Source organism: Flavobacterium flavigenum, from assembly GCF_027111255.2.
In the GTDB taxonomy this organism is placed as follows: Bacteria; Bacteroidota; Bacteroidia; order Flavobacteriales; family Flavobacteriaceae; genus Flavobacterium; species Flavobacterium flavigenum.
Genome location: NZ_CP114285.2, coordinates 2518518 through 2540657, shown reverse-complemented (window position 1 = coordinate 2540657; position 22140 = coordinate 2518518). Strand labels below are relative to the sequence as shown.

The following is a 22140-nucleotide window of genomic DNA, read 5'->3' as shown; positions in this document are numbered from 1 at the left end:
GTAATTTTGCCTTTTATTTTTTAGGTTAGAATAAATCTAAAATCAGAAATCTAAAATCAACAATTTGAATTGAATGACAGGACTCGTTTATAAATCTACAGGAAGCTGGTATACCGTAAAATCTGAAAATGGAGATTTTGTGGAATGCCGCATGAAAGGGAAATTCAGAATAAAAGGAATCAAAAGTACCAATCCTATCGCTGTGGGTGATATTGTTGATTATGAACTGGACAAAACTTCAGATGCAGTTACGGGAACCATTCATAATATCCACGAAAGAAAGAACTATATCGTTCGTAAATCGGTTAACCTTTCTAAGCAGATTCATATTATTGCTTCTAATATTGATCAGGTTTTTTTACTGGTTACAATTGATAATCCGCCAACAACTACCAGTTTTATCGATCGTTTTTTGGTTACTGCCGAAGCATATGGAATTGAAGCTATCCTGATTTTTAATAAAATTGATACTTTAACAGAACAAACTTTAGACGATCAGCTTTATCTGCAGCACATTTATTCTGAAATTGGATATAAATGTCTGAGAATTTCTTCTACAGAAAATAAAGGAGTTGACAAACTGAAGGAAATGATGATTGGCAAAGTAAGTATGTTCTCAGGACATTCGGGAGTTGGAAAATCTACTTTGGTTAATGCAATGGAGCCAAGTCTTCATCTTAAAACTACAGTTATTTCAGAACAAAGCAAACAAGGTCAACATACTACTACTTTTGCAGAAATGTATGATTTGTCTTTTGATGCCAGGATCATCGATACGCCGGGAATCAAAGGTTTTGGAATTGTTGATATGGAAAAAGAAGAAATCAGCGGATACTTTCCGGAGTTTTTTAAATTGAAAGATCAATGCAAATTTAATAACTGTCTGCATAAAGAAGAACCACATTGTGCCATAAAAGCAGCTTTGGAAAAAGATGAAATTGCCTGGTCACGCTATAACAGTTATCTTAAAATTCTTGAAGGAGATGATGAGCATTATCGTACCGATACTTATGGAGAAGATCGTGCAGCTAGTGATGAAACGAGGAAATAAATTGAATCCCAATATTTCTTTTTCTATATAAAATTCCAAAATTGCATTATCCATATGTAGAGATGCACAGCAGTGTATCTAACCTATTCACAATAATTCACAATTTTAATGAAAATAGTAATCCAAAGAGTTTCAGAAGCATCAGTAACCGTTGAAGGAAGAAAAGTTGCAGACATTCAAAAAGGATTATTGGTTTTAGTTGGCATTGAAGATGCCGACACTCAGGAAGATATCGACTGGCTCGCAGGTAAAATCATAAAAATGCGAATTTTCGGTGATGAAAACGATGTCATGAACTGCTCGGTTAAGGATGTAGATGGCGATATAATTGTAGTAAGTCAATTTACACTTCATGCTTCTACCAAAAAAGGAAACCGCCCATCGTATATAAAAGCTTCAAAACCAGACTTTGCAATTCCGATGTATGAAAACTTCATAAAGTCTTTGGAGAAAGAATTCAATAAAAAAGTACAAACCGGAATTTTTGGTGCAGACATGAAAGTCAGTCTCTTAAATGATGGTCCTGTAACAATAGTAATGGACAGTAAAAACAGGGAATAAAATTATTAAATATTTGTTAAAGTATTTCGGAAAATAATATATATTTGGCGAAAATACTTACTAATGAAAACCTCTTTTTACGTCTTGCTTTTTCTGTTGTCTAGCGCAATTTCTTCAGCTCAGAAAAACACTTATCCAACTTCTATAATTAAAGACAGTCTCAAAGAAAATGCCAATGCCGTTGTGCGTTTGGATCAAATGGATATTACTATTGCTTCGCAAAGAAGCATGAACATTAAGAAACAGCGGATAGTATCAGTTTTTAATGAAAAAGGGTTAAATGACATTGATGCTTATCAGCACTATGATAAAACAACCTCAATTAAAAGTATCGAAGCCATTGTTTATGATGCTTTTGGGAATGAAATCAAAAAGATTAAAAGAAAAGATTTTAGAGACCAAAGTGCTGTAAGCGGAAGCACCCTTTTTTCAGATAACCGAGTAGTTTATTTAAATTATACGCCAGTTTCATATCCCTTTACTATTGTTTATAGCAGTGAAACGGAAACTTCTAATACTGCTTTTATACCACAATGGTATTTTTTAGGAGGGTATTATCTTAGTGTTGAGAAAAGTGTATTAAATGTCACTTTTCCGAATAATCTTGGGTTTAAAAAGAAGGAGTTTTATTTTTCAGGATTTAATATTAAAAAAACGGCTGATACGGATACCAGGCTAAGTTACGAGGCCATTAATATTTTAGCTCAGAAGGCTGAAGATCTTAGCCCGTCTTCACGTGATCTTTATCCGAGAATTATGATGGGACTTGAAAAATTTCACTTAGAAGGAGTAGACGGGACAGCAACAACATGGGAAGCTTTTGGTAAATGGTATGGAGATAAAATTCTAACAGGGACTACTGAGCTGCCGGAAGAAACTAAGACTAAAATCAAAGCACTTGTCGGAAACGAAAAAGACCCTGTCGAAAAAGCAAAAATTGTATATGATTATGTACAGAAAAAATCACGATATGTAAATATTGCTATAGGTATTGGGGGATGGAAACCTATGTTGGCCACAGATGTAGATCGCTTGGGATATGGTGATTGTAAAGCATTATCCAATTATACCAAGGCTCTTTTACAAGCGGTTGATGTTCCCTCTTATAATACTATTTTATATGGTGATCGCTACAAGTCCAATATTCAGTCTGATTTTGTTTCGATGCAGGGAAATCACATGATATTAGCAGTTCCAAATGGAGAGAATTATACTTTTTTGGAATGTACAAGCCAGGATGATCCATTTGGTTATCAGGGTACTTTTACAGATGACAGGGATGTTTTGGTCGTTAAGCCTGAAGGAGGCATAATTGTGAGGACTAAAATATATGAGGATAAAGGAAATACCCAAACAGATAAAGGAAGTTATAGTATTGATGAAAATGGTAATCTTTCTGGTCATATTTTTATAACTTCAGAAGGTTCTCAATACAGTTCAAAGTCCAGGACTGAAACTTTTCAGCCTACAGAAAAAGAAGCACATTATAAAGAGTATTGGAGCAACATCAATAATTTAAAATTAGGGAAAATAACTTTTACAAATGATAAACAAAAGATTCGTTTTACTGAAGATATAGAGGTAAGTGCAACGAATTATGGTGTGATTTCGGCTAATAAAATGATTTTTCCTGTAGATGTTTTTAATCAAAGTAAAAGTAATGTTAAACGCATCCGAAATCGTAAAAATCCTTTTCAGATTCAGCGTGGTTATTTAGATACAGATGAAATTGAAGTTAATCTTCCAGCCGGATTTTCAATTGAATTTCTCCCTTCGAATTTTGAATTAAAAGGGAAATTTGGCGAATATAAAACAGAAATTATCAAAAAGGAAGATAATAAACTTACTTACAAACGCTCCATGTTTTTAAACAAAGGAAAATATTCTAATAAAGAATATGATGAATACCGTCTTTTTATGGAGCAGGTATCAAAAAATGATAATGCCAAGATTATACTAACCAGAAACTAATCATACTAATCAAAACAAACCAAATGAAGTTTATTAAATTTTTCAGTTTTTTAGTTGTGCTTTTTATTCTTTCTAAAACAACAGCACAGGAATTTAAATTAGGAAAAGTATCTATTGCTGAACTAGAGCAGAAAATGCATCCAAAAGATTCATCTGCGGCTGCAGCGATTTTGTACAAAAAGGGGACGGCAACTATTGAATATAACCAACAAGAGGGATTTGTTTTAATCACACATGTTGAAGCGCGTATTAAAATATATAAAAAGGAAGGCTATGACTGGGCAAACCAAGGTGTGATATATTATAATGCAAGTAATGATTCCAGGGAAAAAGTTGATTTTTCCGATGTGTGTACTTTCAATTTAGTCAACGGAAAAATAGAAAAAACCAAACTCAAAAGTGATGGTATTTTTAATGAAGAAGTAAATAAATACAGGGCAAGAAAGAAAATTGCAATGCCTAATGTAAAAGAAGGATCAGTACTAGAATACAGTTATACAATCAGAACATCTAACATCACAATGATGCGCGACTGGGCTTTTCAAACCAATATTCCGGTAAATTATTCAGAGTATGTAACTTACATTCCGGAATATTATATTTTTAATGTCAGACAAAAGGGATATGTGTTTCCTAAAGTGAATCCAGAAAAAAACAACAAATCAATCCTGATAAATTCTAAAGAAAGATATTCAACGGGAGGATTTGGAGGAGGTGCAACAAGAACAGAGTATTCTCAGGATAAAATAGATTATATCGAAGCAAAAACTACTTACATAGCTGAAGATTTGCCAGCGATGAAAGAGGAGTCATTTGTTAATAACATAGACAATTATACCTCCAGCCTGGAGCAGGAACTTTCAATGGTTAAGTTTCCTAATAGTCCAATTAAAACTTTTTCTACAGATTGGAGTTCAGTAGCGAAGACCATTTATGAGTATGATGATTTTGGTCCTGAATTAAACAAGACAGGATATTTTGAAGATGATTTAAAAGCATTACTAGCAGGAGTAACAAGCCCTGAAGAGAAAATATTAATTATTTTAAATCATGTCAAATCAAATGTAAAATGGAATGAATATTATGGCTACAGCTGCGATAAAGGAGTGCGAAAAGCCTATCAGGAAAAATCAGGAAATATTGCCGAGATAAATTTAATGCTAACAGCAATGTTACGTCATTCGGGTTTAACTGCAAATCCGGTTTTGGTTAGTACAAGATCAAACGGGGTAGCATTATTCCCTAACAGAACAGCCTATAACTATGTAATTGCAGCTGTAGAAACTGAAAATGGCTATATATTATTAGATGCATCTGATAAATTTTCTATTCCAAATGTTTTACCGCTTAGAACTTTAAACTGGCAGGGCAGATTAATAAGAAAGGACGGAACTTCTGAAGAAATCGACCTAATGCCTAAGAAGGCGTCTAATGATATTGTTTTTTTGACTTATAATATTGATCCTGAAGGTAAAGTTACAGGGCAGGCAAGAAGACAATGTACAGATTATAACGCCATGATTACAAGAAAGAATATTTTTAGTACCAAAGAAGATGAATATCTGGAAAAACTCGAAAACAAAAATAATAAAATAGAAATCAGTGACTATTCAAAGACAAACGAAAAAGAGATTTTGAAACCTATTATAGAAACTTATTCTTTTACCGGGAATAATTTATGTGAAGTAATAGGGGGTAAAATATATGTTAGCCCAATGTTGTTCTTTTCTACTGAAAAGAACCCATTTAATCAGGAAACAAGAGAATATCCGGTTGATTTTGGATTTCCATTTATGGACAAATATAACATCACAATTAAAATTCCTGATGGCTATGCAGTCGAAACACTTCCTGCACCAGCTGCAATGACCATGGAAGATAACTTAGGTTCTTTCAAATTTAATATTGCAGCTAATGAAAATACGCTTCAGATGGTAATTTCCCATCAAATTAATGAAGCAATTGTATCAACACACCAATATGAAATGCTCAAAGATTACTATAAAGCAATGATTGCAAAAGAAAGCGAGAAAATTGTTTTAAAGAAAATTTAAAATGAAATTATATGCCATAATTATTTCGATAATTTTAATTCTTACTTCTATTACTGTCAAAGCCCAAAATTACGAGTTAGGAAAAGTAACAGTTGCAGAATTAGAAGAAAGAGCTCATCCAAAAGATAGTTCTGCTCCTGCAGCTATATTGTTTAAAAAAGCCAAAACTTTTTTTATTTACGATATAAAAAACGGTTTTACAGCAAATCATGTTTATGAATTTAAAATTAAAATATATAAAAAGGAAGGACTTAGCTGGGCCAATCAAAAAGTAAAGTATTATGTAGGATATGAAAATATGAATAAGGATTATTTGGAATTTTCTAATGCTTTTACTTATAATATTGAAAATAAAAATATTATAAAAACTAAATTAGACGGACAGGGAGTTTTTAAAAACAATGTGAATAAATACTGGAATGAAAAAACAATTACTTTTCCTAATGTAAAAGTGGGTTCAATTCTGGAATTCAAATACATTTTAAAGTCGGAAAACATTGTCAATTTTCCCGATTTCCAATGTCAGTATGAGGTACCCGTAAATTATTTTCAATATAAAACAGAAATACCTGAGTTTTATATTTATAAACCATTACTAATCGGATATCAGAATATTGTGACAGAATCTAAAATGGTTGGGGGACACCAGAACTTTACCAATGAATATAATCAATCCAGATCGTTTAACTATAGGCAGATCGATGCGGTCTATTCATGCAAAGATATTCCGGCTCTTATAGAGGAGCCTTATGTAGATAATCTTGAAAATTACAGAATTTCAATTCGGCATGAACTGGAAAGGGTTCGCTTACCAGAGCAGCCTGTCAAAGATTATGCACAAACCTGGGAGGGTGTTGCTACAACAATTTTTAAAAATGAAAATTTTGGGAAGCAACTCAATGAGAAAATGTTTTTAACGGAAGATCTAAATCGGATATTGATTAATATTAATTCACCAGAGGAAAGGTTGAATATCATTTTTAAATTTGTCCAGAATAAAATGAACTGGGATGAAAAGAATGATTATTATACAGACAAAGGAGTAAAAGAAGCCTATAAAAACCAAACTGGTAACGTAGCCGAAATTAATTTTATTTTAATTAATATGCTTGAGTTTGCAGGTATCAAGGCAAATCCTGTGTTAGTTAGTACTATTGAGAACGGTACTCCGGTATATCCCACAAGAACCGGGTTTAATTATGTTATTGCTGCTGCGGAAATTGATGGAAAACAAATTTTATTAGACGCTTCGCATAAATTTACTTCTCCTAATATTCTGCCTTTAAATGTATTGAATTGGAAAGGGAGGCTTATAAAATCAGACGGATCTTCTGAAGAAATAAATTTGGTTCCAGCTGCACAATCAAAAGAAAATGTGATGATGATTGCTAAAATCAATAATTTAGGAGTGCTTCAAGGTAAAATCCGAAATCATAAACTCGACTATGATGCTTATCGTTTTAGAATTGCAAATGCAAACAAAAGTACCGGGAATTATCTGGAAAAATTAGCAGAACAATTAGAAAATGCTAAAATTTCAAATTATGCAGTTGAAAATATAAAAACAAATGTTGAAAAGCCTGTTATTGAAGCATTCGACTTTATTTCAGAAAATCAATGTGAAATTATTGGAGACAAAATGTTTATATCCCCAATGCTGTTTTTTACGACAACTAAAAATTATTTTAATCAGGAGAAAAGACAAATGCCCGTGTATTTTGGGTATCCCAGTCAGGAAAAATTAAATATAAATCTTGAAATTCCTGAAGGATATGTTATTGAGACACTTCCAAAACCTATTCAGATTGTAGCTGAGAATAATGTAATTTTGTATAAATTTAATATTAATAATGAAGGAAACAAAATTCAGATTATTTGCTCAACAGAAATTAAGAGTAGTATTTTTGCAGAAGATCAGTACGATGGCTTAAAAGAAATTTTTCAAAAAATAATCACAAGTCAAGGCGAAAAAATTATTCTTAAAAAAATATAGTAATGGATTTGAAAAACGCACAATTAGACGTTGATACCTGGATAAAAGAACATGGTGTCCGTTATTTTAATGAATTGACCAATATGGCACAACTTACAGAAGAAGTAGGTGAAGTTGCGAGGATTATTGCGCGTAGATACGGGGAACAATCAGAAAAAGAAAGTGATAAAAACAAAGATTTAGGCGAAGAACTTGCTGATGTTGTTTTTGTAGTCTTATGTTTGGCTAATCAAACAGGAATCGATTTACAGGCTGCTTTTGATAAAAAAATGGATTTAAAATCGGTTAGGGATAAGGATCGTCACAAAAACAACGATAAATTGAAATAATTGTGAAATATCACTCATAAGTTTTGAATTATGGGTTTTCAATTTTGAATTATGAATGGGGAGTGGTAAATTGCGCGTCTGAATTATGTTTTTAATAATTCATGATTCATAATTTACAACTTATTAATTATATAGATGAATTTATTACTTCAAACCAACCATAAAAACTTACAAGGCCAGATTGCTGTTACAGGATCAAAAAGCGAAACCAATCGTTTATTGCTCTTAAAGGCGCTTTTTCCAAATATAACCCTTGCTAATACTTCTAATTCTGATGACAGCGAGGTAATGCAAAAAGCCCTTGTGGGAAATGACGAGATTGTAGATATTCATCATGCCGGGACAGCGATGCGTTTTTTAACGGCTTATTTTGCAGTAAACGAAGGACGTGAAGTTGTAATGACTGGTTCAAGCAGAATGCAGGAACGACCGATAAAAATTTTAGTAGAAGCTTTGGCGCAACTTGGTGTTGAAATTTCATATGAAAAAGAAGAAGGGTATCCGCCAATCAGAATTAAAGGAAAAAAAGTAACCGCTTCAAAAGTAAGCCTGGCTGCAAATGTGAGCAGTCAGTATATTTCGGCCCTTTTGTTAGTAGCTTCAAAATTAGAGAATGGTTTAGAACTTACTTTAGAGGGCGAAATAACTTCTATTCCGTATATCAAAATGACTTTAGCTTTGCTGAATGATCTGGATATCCAAACCAGTTTTGAAGGAAACGTAATTAAAGTCTATACAAAAGAGGCTGTTGCTTCAAAAGAAATGGTTGTAGAATCGGACTGGAGTTCGGCTTCTTATTTCTTTAGTCTGGTTGCTTTGGCAGACGCTGCATCCATAACTTTGAGCAGTTATAAAGAAAATAGTTTGCAGGGAGATTCGGCTTTGGTTTCTATTTATGAAAAAATGGGTGTCAAAACTACTTTCGAAGGAAACAAAATGACATTAGTAAAACAGCCGGATTTTAAACTTGAAACTGTAAACTTTGATCTTAATAACACACCAGATATTGCTCAAACGATTGTAGTTACTTGTTTAGGATTAGGAATTGGCTGTCATTTAACCGGGCTGCATACATTAAAGATTAAAGAAACAGACAGGCTTGAAGCACTCCGAATCGAGCTTACAAAATTAGGAGCCAATATTTCGGTGACAAATGATAGTTTGACTTTAGGACTTTCTGATACAATGAATCATAATGTGAAAATTGCCACTTATAACGATCACCGTATGGCAATGGCATTTGCGCCTTTAGCCTTAAAAGTGCCAATTATTATAGAAAATGCAGAAGTAGTATCTAAATCTTATCCCGATTTCTGGAATGATTTAAAAGAGTTAAACTTTGAAATTTCAGAACTTTAAAAATTATTAACCATATAAGTGATATAAGTTCCATTTAAATAAAATGAGCATAATTTCAATAGCCTTCAGTTTCGACTGGAGGTTTTTTATGATTAGTTTTTCGGCTTTAGCCAAACAAAAAAGTAGTTACTAATTTTTCAAACGACGGTTAGCGGTTCGGCAGTTTATGTTTTATGTATGTCCATTCCAATTTATTCCAATTGTCATTTCCAAGTTTAATTATTTTTAAAATCTATAACCCAAATTAAAACCTAATCTTACAACTTGGGTGTGGTCAGTCTTTTCAGCATTAAATAATAGTTTCCCCCAACCAGCGTTAACCTCAAATATAAATCCACTTTTAGTAACCCATTTACTTCCTAAACCTAAACCAAGGGAAAAATCAATTACATCAGAACCTTCAGTAAATTTTGAATTATCATTTGTATCATATATTTTTTTTCCGTCAATTGAGCTTAACATACCAAAACCTTCGGCAAAAAAACCAGAAGCAAATTTCTTTCCAAAATATCTTCTATAGTATGTTGATATAGAATAATTTAAATCTTCTTCTGATTTATCGTTATCGAACACAGTAAAAACTGAAATACCTAATGAAGATTTTCTATTTAAGCTTCTTTCATAAGTTCCTTCAAGTGCGCCAGTTAGAGGTAGTAACACATTTAATTTTACTTCATTTTTTTTCTCATTTGTAGAGTTGTCATTTTGGGCATTAACAGCACAAATCGAAAATAACATTACAATTATTAAGTATTTTTTTTTCATAATATATGTTTGATTGTTCAGGCAAACATATATTAATTTGGCTTAAAAAACGTTAATTAAATCTTCGTTTCAAGTTAAATTTAATACAATTTTTCTGTGTAAAAAAAAATGATTTAAATTTTGTTATTTCTGCATTTCCAACACTGCTGACCGCTAAAATTCGAATTAAATGAACTTATATCATTTATATGGTACAAAAATGTTTTTTGATGTTGTCGAAACACCACTGAATCAACGACTTTTGAAAATAAACAGCAAAACACTTGACAACGCCTGTCTGACAATCGTATATTTGCACACGATTTACAATTTTAGATACAAAATCTAAAATCTACATTCTAAAATCAATCATTCAAATATGAAATTATCACACTTCAATTTCAATTTACCGAAAGAACTTTTGGCTGAATTCCCGGCAGAAAACAGAGACGAGTCCCGTTTAATGGTAATTGACCGTAAAAAAAACACTATCGAACATAAAATGTTTAAAGACGTAATCAATTATTTTGATGACGGAGACGTTTTAATTCTAAATAATACAAAAGTTTTCCCTGCACGTTTGTACGGAAATAAAGAAAAAACCGGAGCAAGAATTGAAGTTTTCTTGTTGAGAGAACTAAATTCAGAACAACGTCTTTGGGATGTTTTGGTTGATCCGGCACGTAAAATCAGAATTGGTAATAAACTTTATTTTGGCGATGATGACTCTTTAGTTGCTGAGGTAATTGATAACACGACTTCACGCGGAAGAACTTTACGTTTTCTATATGATGGTTCTTATGAGGAATTCAGAAATAAATTGACAGAGCTTGGAGAAACTCCAATCCCTAAATATATCAACCGCGAGGTAACTCCCGAAGATGCAGACAGATACCAGACGATTTATGCAAAAGAAGAGGGAGCTGTAGCAGCACCAACAGCTGGTTTGCACTTCTCAAAACACCTTTTGAAAAAACTGGAAATCAAAGGAGTGAATTTTGCTGAGGTGACTTTACACGTAGGTTTAGGAACTTTTAACCCAGTTGAGGTTGAAGATTTATCAAAACACAAAATGGATTCTGAGGAATTAATTATAACTCAGGAAGCTTGTGATATCGTAAATGAAGGAAAAGCAAAGAAAAAACGTATTTGTGCAGTAGGAACAACTTCTATGCGTGCCATTGAAAGTTCTGTTTCTTCTGCAAATACTTTGAATCCTTACGAAGGCTGGACAAATAAATTTATCTTTCCTCCTCACGATTTTAGTATTGCAAACTGTATGATTACTAATTTCCATACGCCAAAATCAACATTATTAATGATGATTTCAGCTTTTTGTGGACATGATTTAATGAAAAAAGCTTACGATGAAGCAATCAAAGAAGGATATAAGTTTTATTCTTACGGAGATGCAATGTTGATTCTTTAATCGGAATTAATTTTCAATATAAGAACCCGATAGTTTTAGAAACTGTCGGGTTTTTTTGTTTTTTAATGGTTTTAAGTTTCAGGTTTCACGATTTATTGGCAACTTGAAACTTTAAACTTGAAACAAAACAAACAAAAATTGTTATTTTAGCAGGCAAAACAAAAAACAATGACTTTTCAAAATACACGCGAATTCGCAAAACAACTTGACTCACAAGACGTTTTAAATCATTATCAGGATCAGTTTATTTTTCCTAAAGTAGATGGTAAACGTGTTATTTATTTCACCGGAAATTCTTTAGGATTACAGCCCAAAAGAACCAAATCCTATATTGATGAAATAATGAATGACTGGGCACATTTTGCGGTAGAAGGTCATTTTTATGCAGAAAAACCATGGTGGGATTATCAGGAAAGATTCCCGGAACCTTTGAGTAAAATCGTAGGTGCCCTGCCTTCAGAAGTTACGGTTATGAATACCCTGACTGTAAATCTTCATTTGCTGATGGTTTCTTTTTATCAGCCTACTGCAACCCGTTATAAAATTATCTGCGAAGAAAAAGCCTTTCCGTCAGATCAGTATATGTTTCAAAGCCAGGTTCATTTTCATGGATATAAACCGGAAGATGCTATTGTAGAAATAAAACGCCGTGAAGGCGAACACAATATTCGACTTAAAGATATTCTGGCAAAAATTGAAGAAGTTGGTGACGAGTTGGCTTTGGTTTTAATTGGAGGCGTAAATTATTATACCGGGCAGGTTTTTGACATTAAAACCATTACTGCAGCCGGACAAAAAGCTGGTGCAAAAGTAGGTTGGGATTTAGCTCACGCTGCTGGAAATATAAAATTAGAACTACACGACTGGAATGTAGATTTCGCTGCCTGGTGTAGTTATAAATATATGAATTCAGGTCCAGGAAATGCTTCCGGGTGTTTTGTTCATGAAAGACATCATAATTCAGACTTGCCAAGATTTGCAGGCTGGTGGGGACATAATAAAGAGCGCCGATTTAAAATGGAACCTAATTTTGATCCAGTTGAAGGTGCGGGTGGCTGGCAGATCAGTAATTTACCGGTACTTTCTTTGGCTCCTTATTTAGCTTCTGTAGAAATGTTTGCCGAGGTAGGAATGGATGCTTTAATCGCCAAAAGAGATAAAATTACCTCTTATTTGGAATTTATACTCCATGAAATTGATAAGGAAGTTGATAGTAATTTCGAAATTATAACACCATCAAATCAGGAAGAAAGAGCTTGTCAGCTCTCCGTTTTTTTACATGGTGAGGGAAGAAGCTTATTCGATTATTTGATGAAAAACGGCGTGATTACAGACTGGCGCGAGCCTAATGTCATTCGTCTGGCACCAGTTCCTTTATATTGTTCTTTTGAGGATATGTATGATTTTGGACAGATTTTAAAATATGGAATTCTGTCAAAATAAAAAAACTCTTTCATTTAATTCTGTAAATTTTCTTCAAAATTTTGTAACACATTATTCAGTCATTCTGACTTACTTTGTTTTATAATTTTTTTAAAAAAAATACAATTATGAAAGCGTTATATTCTTTATTAGTCGCATTAACTGTAATTTCTTGTCAAAATCAGGGAAAAGCTGATATTGAGAAAGCGAAGCAGGCCAGTATAGATTCAATGAAAGTTGAAATTAACAAACAAAGAGTCATTGATTCGATGAAAACAGAAATGGCTAATCTGCAGGAGGAAAAAGAAAAAGCAGAAGAAGCACGAAAAACAGAAGCACAAAAAGTTGTCGTAGTGCGTCAGGATGCAACAACTACAACTACAGCGGCTCCTGCTAAAAAGAAAGGCTGGAGTGCTACAGCAAAAGGCGCAGTGATTGGTGCCGGAGTTGGAGCGATTACAGGGGCAGCAGTCAGTAAGAAAAAAGGTGAAGGTGCTATCATTGGAGGTTTGACAGGAGCTGCTGTAGGTACAGGAACTGGAGCTATTATTGATGGCAGCAAAAAGAAAAAAGAATAAGATTTAATCCTATAATAAATGATAAGCAAAACCCCGATTTCATCAATCGGGGTTTTGTTATTTAAGCTAGTTTTGGTATTGGTATTTGTATTGAATTTAATTCTGATTTATAAAAATTAAATTGATTTTTCGTTCTCTCTTCATCATTTTTAAAGTATAAAGTGTGTGAAAAAAGATTTTGATAATAGTCGATTCCTTCTAAAATATTGCTTTTAAAAGTATTCCATTTTTTAATCTGATTTGCACTTATTTCTCCGGAAATTGTTTCAATTTCATTTCTAAAATACTCTATGTACATTTTTAATTCCTTCACAAATAAATTTGGACGATCTTGGGTTCTTAAGATAGACTTATTTCCATAAATATGCTGTAACATATCTTTTAATGAAACTTCCTGGTCGAAATATGCCATATTTGGTCCTGGGCAAATTACAACTCCCTGAGACTGTCCTTTTATTTTAATGTCATTTTCTAAATAAGAAGCATTTGCTAAACCAACACACAAACAGGATTTCTCTGTAATTTTAGCTTTAGCATTCTCAAAAGCATTGAGTGAAATAGTAGTTTTTATAGCGTTCAGTTCTTCCAATTTAATGTCCTGGTATTTTTTTGACGCAGTACAAATTCCGTGTGGATCGTATTCTTTGCTTAATGCCAGAAATTTTTTCGGACAGGAACTTCCTGCCTTGTTTTCCCGAATGCGCTTTTGTTTCAGAATTTCATTTGTCGTTCCTTTCAAAGTATTAAACGGAACTCCCAAAGGCGAAATATGACTTAAGTAAAGATCTTCTTCTTTAGCATTTATCAATAATTTTCGGGTATCATCATCTACAGATGTGGCTTCTGAAACCAATAAAAATGGCGATCCCCAGCCAACAGAATCCACATTATAATTGTCCAGTAAAAATTCGTGTTCTTGAGATGTACCCACGCCACCCTGAACGGTAATTTTTAAATCTAAAGGCTGTTCAGGAAAATATGCATTTTTCTGTTGGAGTACTTTTGTCATGATATCATGTGAAGTCTGAATCAATTGCTGCTTTTTCTGTTTAAATTCTTCAAGAATCGTCCCCAGTAAAAGTCCGTCAGTTGCAAAAGCATGTCCGCCGCAATTTAGTCCGGATTCAATTCGGTATTCAGATACCCAGAGTCCTTTCTTGGCTAAAAAATTTCCCTGAATCATCGCAGATCTAAAGTCACTTACTTTTAAAATGATTTTCTTTTTAAGATGATTATTTTCATCTGGAAAAAAATCACTGAAATTTTCAAAATAACTATACAATCTCGGATTCATTCCGGCAGAAAGCACAACTGATGATTGGAGATTACTGTTGGCAAAGCCTCTTAAAGCAGCATGAGCATCATTAAATTCAGTCGAAAGCTGCTTGTTTTTGACGAAATTATCTTTGTCTAATTTCGTCATAATATTCACATCAATCTCTCCCGGAAAAAGATGGGACTCGATATAATTTTGAATATTTTCTTTAACAGAAATTCCATCTTCAAGTAAATTTTGAAAACCTTTTTTGATATCTGATGTATTCGGCAGCATCGCAATAAAGTTTTCTAAAGCAGTTTTGCTCCCGGCTATTTCGGATTTAAAATTTTCGAATTTCTCTTTTACGATTGTATCAACCAGATTTAGATAAGATGTAATTCTTTCAGCCCGGTAATCGTGAAATTTTTGGGTTATTTCTTCATACGGAAGGTTGAATTTGGCACTGTAAAAATTACGCATCTTCTCAATCAGATCATCGTCTGCAATTGATATTACAGACGAAATGCCATATTGCGCCACCCGAATCGGACTATCAATGGTATAAGCAAGTCCCATTACCGGAATATGAAAAGTGTGTAAACGTTTCTTTGTCATTTGTTTTCAATTAAAAATAAAAACAAAGATTGAAAAAAACATTTTCTCTAAACCTGATAATTGTCAGGTTTAAGATTCGTTCATATTTAAATCAGAATCTTCTTCAGGGATTCAGCTATACTGCGCCATAAAAAGTTATAAAAGGATTTTTCCTGAATACGTTCCAACTCAACATCAGCAGTTTTTGTCTTGTCATTTGAGTCATTTTTAACTAGCAGATTAACGATAGCACTTTTGAGTTGGGCTTCTTTTTCAGGCTTTTTCTTTTTGTATAATTTCACTTTAAGATCGTGGTAATCCAATGAAGCATTTCCTTTTGAAATAATATCATTCCCATAAAAGTTAAAGCGATATTTGTTAAAAACTCCTGTGAATGATGCATTCATATAAGGCTTGCTGAATCGTCCCATTGTCGCAACATCAAAATTTGAAATTACGCCCTGAATATGAAAACTGTCTTTTTTATCTAAAACATTAAAACTCCAGTCGACATTAAGAGGTGAAGTTTTCATGAAAATACAATTTACTTTAATCTTAACATCATTGGTTTTTTTTAAGCCAAAGCCACTTCTTAGATTGGTTGCCTGTAGATTAAATTTATCAAAATTCAGAACTCCGGGCCCTTTAGAAAAATCTATTTCTTCTTCATAAACCAATTTTGATTTCAAAGCCTGTAAAGTGTCAATTTGAAGCGGAAATTTAATATTTCGTAATAAGTGATTGTAAAGATATTTTTTGCTTAAATCGTCTTTTGGCATTTTGCCGCGATAAATATTGGCATCAAAATGATTTATTACAACCGAATTTGCCTTGAAGAAAAAGCGGTCATTCTTAAAGCCCCAGTCCATTGTTTTAATTTGGGCCGAATCAAATTTAAGTGTATAAATGTCTTTTTCTTTTTCTAGGCGTTTCGTAAAATCACGTCGGTTAAATTGAGGAAGATTAGAGAAATTATTGATTTTTAAAAAGTTCTTTTCAGTACTTATTTTACCAATATTGATATGGTAAAAAGCACTTGGTCTGTAAAATAAACTATCAATAACCAGGGCATAAGTTTTATATTGAATTGGAATTTTTTCTTTAAGGGTAGCATCCGTAATTAAAATTCCTTCCAGTTTTAATATGATTTTCTTAACGCTAAAAATTGGTTTTTCAGTATCTAAAGAAACAACATCGACTGTTCCATCATTCAAATAGATGTTAGAAACAGCAATTATTTTTCTGAAAGGTTCAATAATTTGTGTTTTAATGCTTTTGCTGTTGTTCAAAAGTTTTTCACCTTTTTTATATAGAATTACACGGGGTTTATTAATAATAATGCTTTCCGCCTGAATGATATCCTTAAAAGCCAAATCCCAAATATTGAAATGCTCAATTGTAATGGACTCGATTTTAGAAAAAAGTCCATTTTTGCTGTCTTTCGGTGCGTTTTTCGGATTTACCAATAATGTCTCTGTATAAATATTTCTGGACCATAATGAAACTTCAATTTTTTCATAATTGATATCATAAGCCGTGTTGTTTTTCTCGTGAATAATAATGGGAAGCTGCTTTTTGATCCAGTAGTTAAGACCAATGTTGAGAAATATTCCAACAAGAAGTACAAAAATTAAACCGATTGCTATTTTTTTGTAGATTGACATTATATCGTATTGGTATTAATTACATAAATTTAGGTTTTTAAATAATATTGTTTTTTACACTATTTAGATTATAAGTTATAATATTACTTTTCCTAAGCTTTGAGTATGAAGATAATTAAAAAGATTTTGTTAGCAGTTTTGGTACTGTTGGTCGTTACTGCGATAAGTTTATTTGCTTATATTTTTCATTTGAAACCCCAATATGAAGGGGAAGTACAATTAAAAAATCTCAAAAAAGAAACTACCGTATATTTTGATGATGTTGGGGTGCCTCATATTTATGCTGATTCAGAGAAAGACGCTATGACTGCTTTAGGCTATGTTCATGCCCAGGAAAGATTATGGCAAATGGAATTACTGCGCCGAATTGCTCCTGGACGTTTATCTGAAATTTTTGGAGGTGTCGCACTTAAAAATGATACATTTTTTGCCGGAATTGGTATTCAAGAAGCTTCTGCAAAAGCAATTGCGAAATTAGATAAAAACAGCGAAAGCTATAAACTTACCCAGGCTTATCTTGACGGAATAAATCAATATTTAGAGAATGGGGTTACTCCAATAGAATTTACTTTGGTAGGCGTAAAAAAGCAAAAATTTACCATAGAAGATGTGTATAATATTTTCGGTTATATGTCTTTTAGTTTTGCAATGGCGCAAAAAACGGATCCCTTGCTTACAGAAATCCGGGATAAATATGGTGTTGAATATTTAAAAGACTTAGGAATCGAAGGCGAATTCAATACAACACAAATTAAAAACTCAAAAGAAAATGTAGAAGAATATACTGAGATAGCAAAATCAGTTGCTCTTCTGTTGGATAAATCTCCAGTTCCACCGTTTGTTGGAAGCAATAGCTGGGTTGTGGGAGCAAATAAAACCAAAACAGGAAAAGTTATTTTTGCAAATGATCCACATATCGGATTTTCTCAGCCTGGAACCTGGTATGAAGCACATTTAGTTACACCGAAGCAAGAATTGTATGGCTGTTACCTGGCAGGAACTCCATTTCCGCTTTTGGCACATAACAGGGATTATGCTTATGGTCTGACAATGTTCGAAAATGATGATATCGATTTTTATCAGGAAAAAAACAAAACAGGCGACCCTTCTCAATACCAAACGCCGACAGGTTTTAGCAAATATGAAATCAGAAAAAAAACAATAAAAGTAAAAGATTCTTCAGATGTTATTCTTACAGTTAAAATAACGCGCCACGGACCTGTTATGAATGATTTAATTGAACGCTTAGATAAGAAAAATCCAATTGCGATGTCATGGACTTATACAAGAGAGCCTATCTTGATTTTAGATGCAGCTTACGGACTTTCGCATGCTAAAAATACTGCCGATTTTAAAAAAGCGGTTAGTCTGATCGCTGCACCAGGGTTAAATGTAATGTATGGCGATGCAAAAGGTAATGTTGGATGGTGGGCGAGCGGGAAATTATACAGGCATAATGAGGGTATAAATACACATTTAATTTTAGATGGTTCAACAGGTAAAGATGATATTACCAGGTTTTTAGATTTTGAAAAAAATCCTTCAGCTGAAAATCCGAAATGGGGATATGTTTATTCTGCCAATAATCAGCCAGAAGCTATTGATAATGGATTTCTTTACCCAGGATATTATTTGCCAGAAGACCGCGCCAAAAGAATTTCGGGACTTTTGGACGCAAAATCCGATTGGGACAAAGAAGGGATCAGTAAGATGATTTACGATAACACTTCTGATGTTGCGGTTGGTGTGGTTAAAGATCTCATTTCGGGTTTAGATTCAAAACCACTTTCAAACAAAGAAAAAGAAGCATTGAAAGTTTTAAAATCATGGAAGGGAACGACGAATATAAAGGATGTCGCGCCTACGATTTACAACAAGTGGATTTATCTGTATTTGAAAAATACTTTTGAAGACGAAATGGGTAAAGACAATTTCAATCTTTTTTTAGGAATTTCTTTAGGAAAACAAGTTATTGCCAATCAGATCAAAAATGAAAATTCAGTTTGGTGGGATAACATCAAAACCAAAAATATAAAAGAAACGAGAACTGTTGTTGTTTCAAAAGCATTCCGAGATGCCATCGTTGCTTTGCAAAATCAGTTAGGTGAAAATATTTCTGACTGGAATTGGGGAAAAGTGCATACGGTAGAACACGAACATCCATTAGGGAAAATTGCAGCACTCCGAAAGTTATTTAATGTGGGACCTTTCAATTCTCCGGGTTCCAATGAAGTAATCAATAATTTGTTTTTTGGATATAATGGCGAAGCAAAATATTATGTAAAAGGCGGTCCTTCGACAAGAAGAGTCGTTGATTTTTCGGATATAGAAAACAGTTGGAGCATCTTACCGACCGGTCAATCCGGAAACCCATTTAGCAAACATTATGATGATCAGGCAGAAATGTACAACGCCGGAAAGTTTAGAAAGATGAAACTGAATAAAGACGAGATTATAAGGACTTCGACAAAATTGGTTTTTAAACCTAAAGGGTAGATTTTTTTTAGGTTCTAAGAAAGCTTAGAACCTAATAATCTCAGCAGCTTATTTAGAAATATATTTTCCCTTAACAATATCCCTGGCATATATGTCAAGGTTGTAATTAAGTGCCTTGTTGGTTGTCATGATATTGGTAGTCTGATATATTTTATCTTTTTGGTATGTTTTTAAAAGTGTTTCCAGTTCTATTTCATCATGAAATGCAAATAAATTATAAACAGCATCCCTGAAGTTTCTAAAGTTAATTGTCTCTGTTATTTCAACAGTTTTTTGTTCATCCCATTTTTCTTTGCTGGCAGTTTCGTTTATTTTATTTAAGCAATAATCAACAAAATAAGTTTTGTATTGAGTTGCCTCAATAATTTTATTGACAATAATTGCATTTTGCTGTGTGGGCATTTGTACTGCAGTCTTGTATTGTTGTGAAATACTTATACAAGGTATAAACATAAATAGTAATAAAATCAAAGAAGGGTACTTAGTAAAGCTTTTCATAGGTTATTAAAGTTGCATATTGATTAGGGTCGCGTTAAAATAATATTTTTTGCTTTAAATATTCGATTTACAATAATGACTTTTAATAAAAAATCGACAATACAAATTAAAAATTGTACTGTCGGAGTAATATAATAATAGTTATAATGCATTATAGCCTTATCTCAGAATTATTTTCTGGAGCTTCGCATTGCTTTTACAACTTTAATGTTTTTATCGTTTAAATATTTTTCATATTGAGGGGTCTCCATTGCGTAAAGGGCGATTTTTCCATTTTCATCATTATGAATTCCCCAGCCGTAACGTTTTGTTAAAGGTGAAGCTCTTAGGCATGCTTGGCCTTTAGAAAAAAAGGCTTCCCTTGCATTTTTGTAATCTGACTTTGTCAGATCATTTTTTTCTGCAAAAACCTGAAACAAAACATCATCAGATGAATACTTGTAGGGGTTTTTGCTAATCATTTCAAATTCAATATTGGCGATTGTTTTATTTTTACCTTTTAGTGGTGGGATTTCCCCATTTTTTACAGGACAATCTTCTGCAGCTTCAATAAATGTATTCTCATAATTTGTAGTATGAACTTTCATCTTAATTATTTATTCGTTAGCAATAATCTAAAATACAGATTTTTATACAGAGATATTGTATAATAGACTAATCCTTAATTATGGTTAGTTTTTTGAAATTTCTAATAAAATTTTCTTTCCATTTTCATTCGTAGGATCAAGATCAATAGATTTTGAATAATTTTCTATGGCTAGTTTTTTTTCACCATCGGCTAAATAAGCTTCTCCTAAACTATCGTAAGCATTGCCTGATTTAGGAAAAGTGACAACATTGATTTTGAAAACTTCGATTGCTTCTTTCTTTTTTCCCGCCGTTAATAATAAGTATCCAACTCTGTTCATGTCGCCTTCCTTGATTTTATAGGTCGGATCATTTTTTAACTTTGTATAAGCATCAAGGCCATCAACAGTTCCTTTTGTCATAAAAACATCCAGTAATTCAAGTGCTAATGATTTTTTAGGCTGATCAAAAGGCTGATTATATAAAATAGCACGAATTGCATCATTCATTTCGTTTAAAACTGTTCCGCCTGTATTATTCAGTAACACAACCAGATTCTTGTCCGTGGGAATGCGTGAAATAATGGTGTTGAAACCGTTTATTCCTCCGCCATGTTCGATGACTTTTACTTTATTTTGAGTGCCATTTGAAGCTTCTTCTATAGACCATCCGTAGCCATAGGAATCATTTCCGCCAGTATTGATGTAAGGTTTAAACAATAAATCCATAGACTTTTGAGAGAGTAATTGATTTGTATAAAACGATTGGTCCCAAAGATATAAATCTTCAACAGTCGAATATAAAGACCCGGCTGCATACGGGATACTCATGTCTATATACGGAGCATTGCGAATGCTTTTTCCTTGTTTTTCGTAACCCGCCGCTCTGTCTTTTAAGATGATATCACTATGGTCATAACCTGTATTGACCATTTTTAAAGGGGTAAGTATAGTTTCCTGCAAATATTGTTCATATGTTTTACCCGAAACTTTTTCAATAATATAGCCCAGTAAAAAATAACCAGAATTGCTGTAACTGAATTTTTCGCCTGGCTTAAACTGAAGAGGCAGTTTATCAAATGTTTTTACAAATTCTTCCGGAGTATAGGGATTTCTGCTTTTATCTTTAAAAAAATTAGGGGCATCTGTATAGTTAGGAATCCCGGATGTGTGTGTCAGTAGATTATGAATCGTTATTCTGTCGCCGTTTTCTTTCGGGTAATCCGGTAAATATGCAGTAATCGGGGCATCAAGTTTAAGTTTGCCATCTTCGGCAAGTTTCACAATCAGTAAGGCTGTAAATTGTTTGGTTATTGAACCTAATCTAAATTTTATAGTTGTTTTATTTGGAATATTCCATTCCATGTTGGCAAAACCGTACCCTTTTTTAAAAATAACTTTTCCGTTTTCAGCAACTAAGGCAGAACCATTAAAAAGGCCATATTCATTGTATTTGTTTAAAAGCTGTTCGATTTTTTTTGCTTTATCCTGGGCAAAAATAGTTGATGTGAATAGATGAATAATTGCAAACAGCAAGATTAGTTTAATTGATTTTTTCATAGTGACTGATTCG

18 protein-coding genes are annotated in these 22140 nt (G+C 33.0%); 12 read left to right on the top strand and 6 right to left on the bottom strand.

The genetic code is table 11. The features are described 5' to 3' along the window. The first annotated feature begins 73 nt into the window (after positions 1-73). The 7 genes from rsgA to aroA all read left to right on the top strand — a co-directional run bounded on the left by rsgA (position 74) and on the right by aroA (position 9318). Positions 74-1051, top strand: coding sequence for a ribosome small subunit-dependent GTPase A (rsgA, locus tag OZP09_RS10315; RefSeq protein WP_269237711.1), 978 nt, complete (start codon positions 74-76; stop codon positions 1049-1051). A 108-nt stretch (positions 1052-1159) separates the two neighbouring features. Beyond that, a complete protein-coding gene (dtd, locus tag OZP09_RS10310) occupies positions 1160-1612 on the top strand; it encodes a D-aminoacyl-tRNA deacylase (protein ID WP_269237710.1) in 453 nt (150 codons plus the stop codon). Between the two features lie 63 nt (positions 1613-1675). After that, the gene (locus OZP09_RS10305) at positions 1676-3583 is read left to right on the top strand and encodes a DUF3858 domain-containing protein (protein WP_269237709.1); all 1908 of its coding nucleotides are present in this window, start codon (positions 1676-1678) and stop codon (positions 3581-3583) included. Positions 3584-3606: 23 nt separating this feature from the next. Continuing rightward, positions 3607-5637, top strand: a complete 2031-nt coding sequence (locus tag OZP09_RS10300; RefSeq protein WP_281310717.1) for a transglutaminase family protein — start codon at positions 3607-3609, stop codon at positions 5635-5637. A gap of 1 nt (position 5638) precedes the next feature. Continuing rightward, positions 5639-7630, top strand: a complete 1992-nt coding sequence (locus OZP09_RS10295; protein ID WP_281310716.1) for a DUF3858 domain-containing protein — start codon at positions 5639-5641, stop codon at positions 7628-7630. Between the two features lie 2 nt (positions 7631-7632). Beyond that, on the top strand, positions 7633-7959 hold the full coding sequence (locus OZP09_RS10290; protein ID WP_012022600.1) for a nucleotide pyrophosphohydrolase: 327 nt from the start codon (positions 7633-7635) through the stop codon (positions 7957-7959). A gap of 135 nt (positions 7960-8094) precedes the next feature. Further along, positions 8095-9318, top strand: coding sequence for a 3-phosphoshikimate 1-carboxyvinyltransferase (aroA, locus tag OZP09_RS10285; protein ID WP_281310715.1), 1224 nt, complete (start codon positions 8095-8097; stop codon positions 9316-9318). Positions 9319-9543: 225 nt separating this feature from the next. On the opposite strand, the gene OZP09_RS10280 is transcribed toward aroA, so the two are convergent. Next, on the bottom strand, positions 9544-10083 hold the full coding sequence (locus OZP09_RS10280; protein ID WP_281310714.1) for a DUF3575 domain-containing protein: 540 nt from the start codon (positions 10081-10083) through the stop codon (positions 9544-9546). 169 nt (positions 10084-10252) lie between these two features. Here OZP09_RS10280 and OZP09_RS10275 point away from each other — a divergent pair, with 169 nt between their 5' ends. The 4 genes from OZP09_RS10275 (at position 10253) to OZP09_RS10260 (ending at position 13491) form a co-directional block, all read left to right on the top strand. Then, positions 10253-10411, top strand: a complete 159-nt coding sequence (locus OZP09_RS10275) for a hypothetical protein (RefSeq protein WP_269237704.1) — start codon at positions 10253-10255, stop codon at positions 10409-10411. Positions 10412-10441: 30 nt separating this feature from the next. Further along, a complete protein-coding gene (gene queA, locus OZP09_RS10270; RefSeq protein ID WP_163395267.1) occupies positions 10442-11491 on the top strand; it encodes a tRNA preQ1(34) S-adenosylmethionine ribosyltransferase-isomerase QueA in 1050 nt (349 codons plus the stop codon). 168 nt (positions 11492-11659) lie between these two features. Further along, positions 11660-12934 (top strand): kynureninase, encoded by a 1275-nt coding sequence (kynU, locus tag OZP09_RS10265; RefSeq protein ID WP_269237702.1) that lies wholly within the window; start codon positions 11660-11662, stop codon positions 12932-12934. 107 nt (positions 12935-13041) lie between these two features. Beyond that, the gene (locus OZP09_RS10260; protein WP_269237701.1) at positions 13042-13491 is read left to right on the top strand and encodes a YMGG-like glycine zipper-containing protein; all 450 of its coding nucleotides are present in this window, start codon (positions 13042-13044) and stop codon (positions 13489-13491) included. 61 nt (positions 13492-13552) lie between these two features. On the opposite strand, the gene OZP09_RS10255 is transcribed toward OZP09_RS10260, so the two are convergent. Beyond that, positions 13553-15364, bottom strand: a complete 1812-nt coding sequence (locus tag OZP09_RS10255) for a hypothetical protein (RefSeq protein WP_269237700.1) — start codon at positions 15362-15364, stop codon at positions 13553-13555. 86 nt (positions 15365-15450) lie between these two features. Continuing rightward, entirely contained in the window at positions 15451-17007 is a 1557-nt protein-coding gene (locus tag OZP09_RS10250) for a hypothetical protein (RefSeq protein ID WP_269237699.1), read from the bottom strand. Positions 17008-17112: 105 nt separating this feature from the next. Here OZP09_RS10250 and OZP09_RS10245 point away from each other — a divergent pair, with 105 nt between their 5' ends. Beyond that, positions 17113-19503 carry a penicillin acylase family protein gene (locus OZP09_RS10245; RefSeq protein WP_281310713.1) on the top strand — a complete coding sequence of 797 codons (2391 nt, stop codon included), beginning with the start codon at positions 17113-17115 and terminating at the stop codon, positions 19501-19503. A gap of 48 nt (positions 19504-19551) precedes the next feature. Here OZP09_RS10245 and OZP09_RS10240 read toward each other — a convergent pair whose 3' ends face one another. The 3 genes from OZP09_RS10240 to OZP09_RS10230 all read right to left on the bottom strand — a co-directional run bounded on the left by OZP09_RS10240 (position 19552) and on the right by OZP09_RS10230 (position 22127). Next, positions 19552-19956 (bottom strand): hypothetical protein, encoded by a 405-nt coding sequence (locus tag OZP09_RS10240; RefSeq protein ID WP_281310712.1) that lies wholly within the window; start codon positions 19954-19956, stop codon positions 19552-19554. A 215-nt stretch (positions 19957-20171) separates the two neighbouring features. Then, positions 20172-20588 carry a DUF6157 family protein gene (locus OZP09_RS10235; protein WP_269237697.1) on the bottom strand — a complete coding sequence of 139 codons (417 nt, stop codon included), beginning with the start codon at positions 20586-20588 and terminating at the stop codon, positions 20172-20174. Positions 20589-20672: 84 nt separating this feature from the next. Then, positions 20673-22127: a serine hydrolase gene (locus tag OZP09_RS10230; protein ID WP_281310711.1), complete on the bottom strand. Its 1455-nt coding sequence runs from the start codon at positions 22125-22127 to the stop codon at positions 20673-20675. Between the last annotated feature and the right edge of the window lie 13 nt (positions 22128-22140).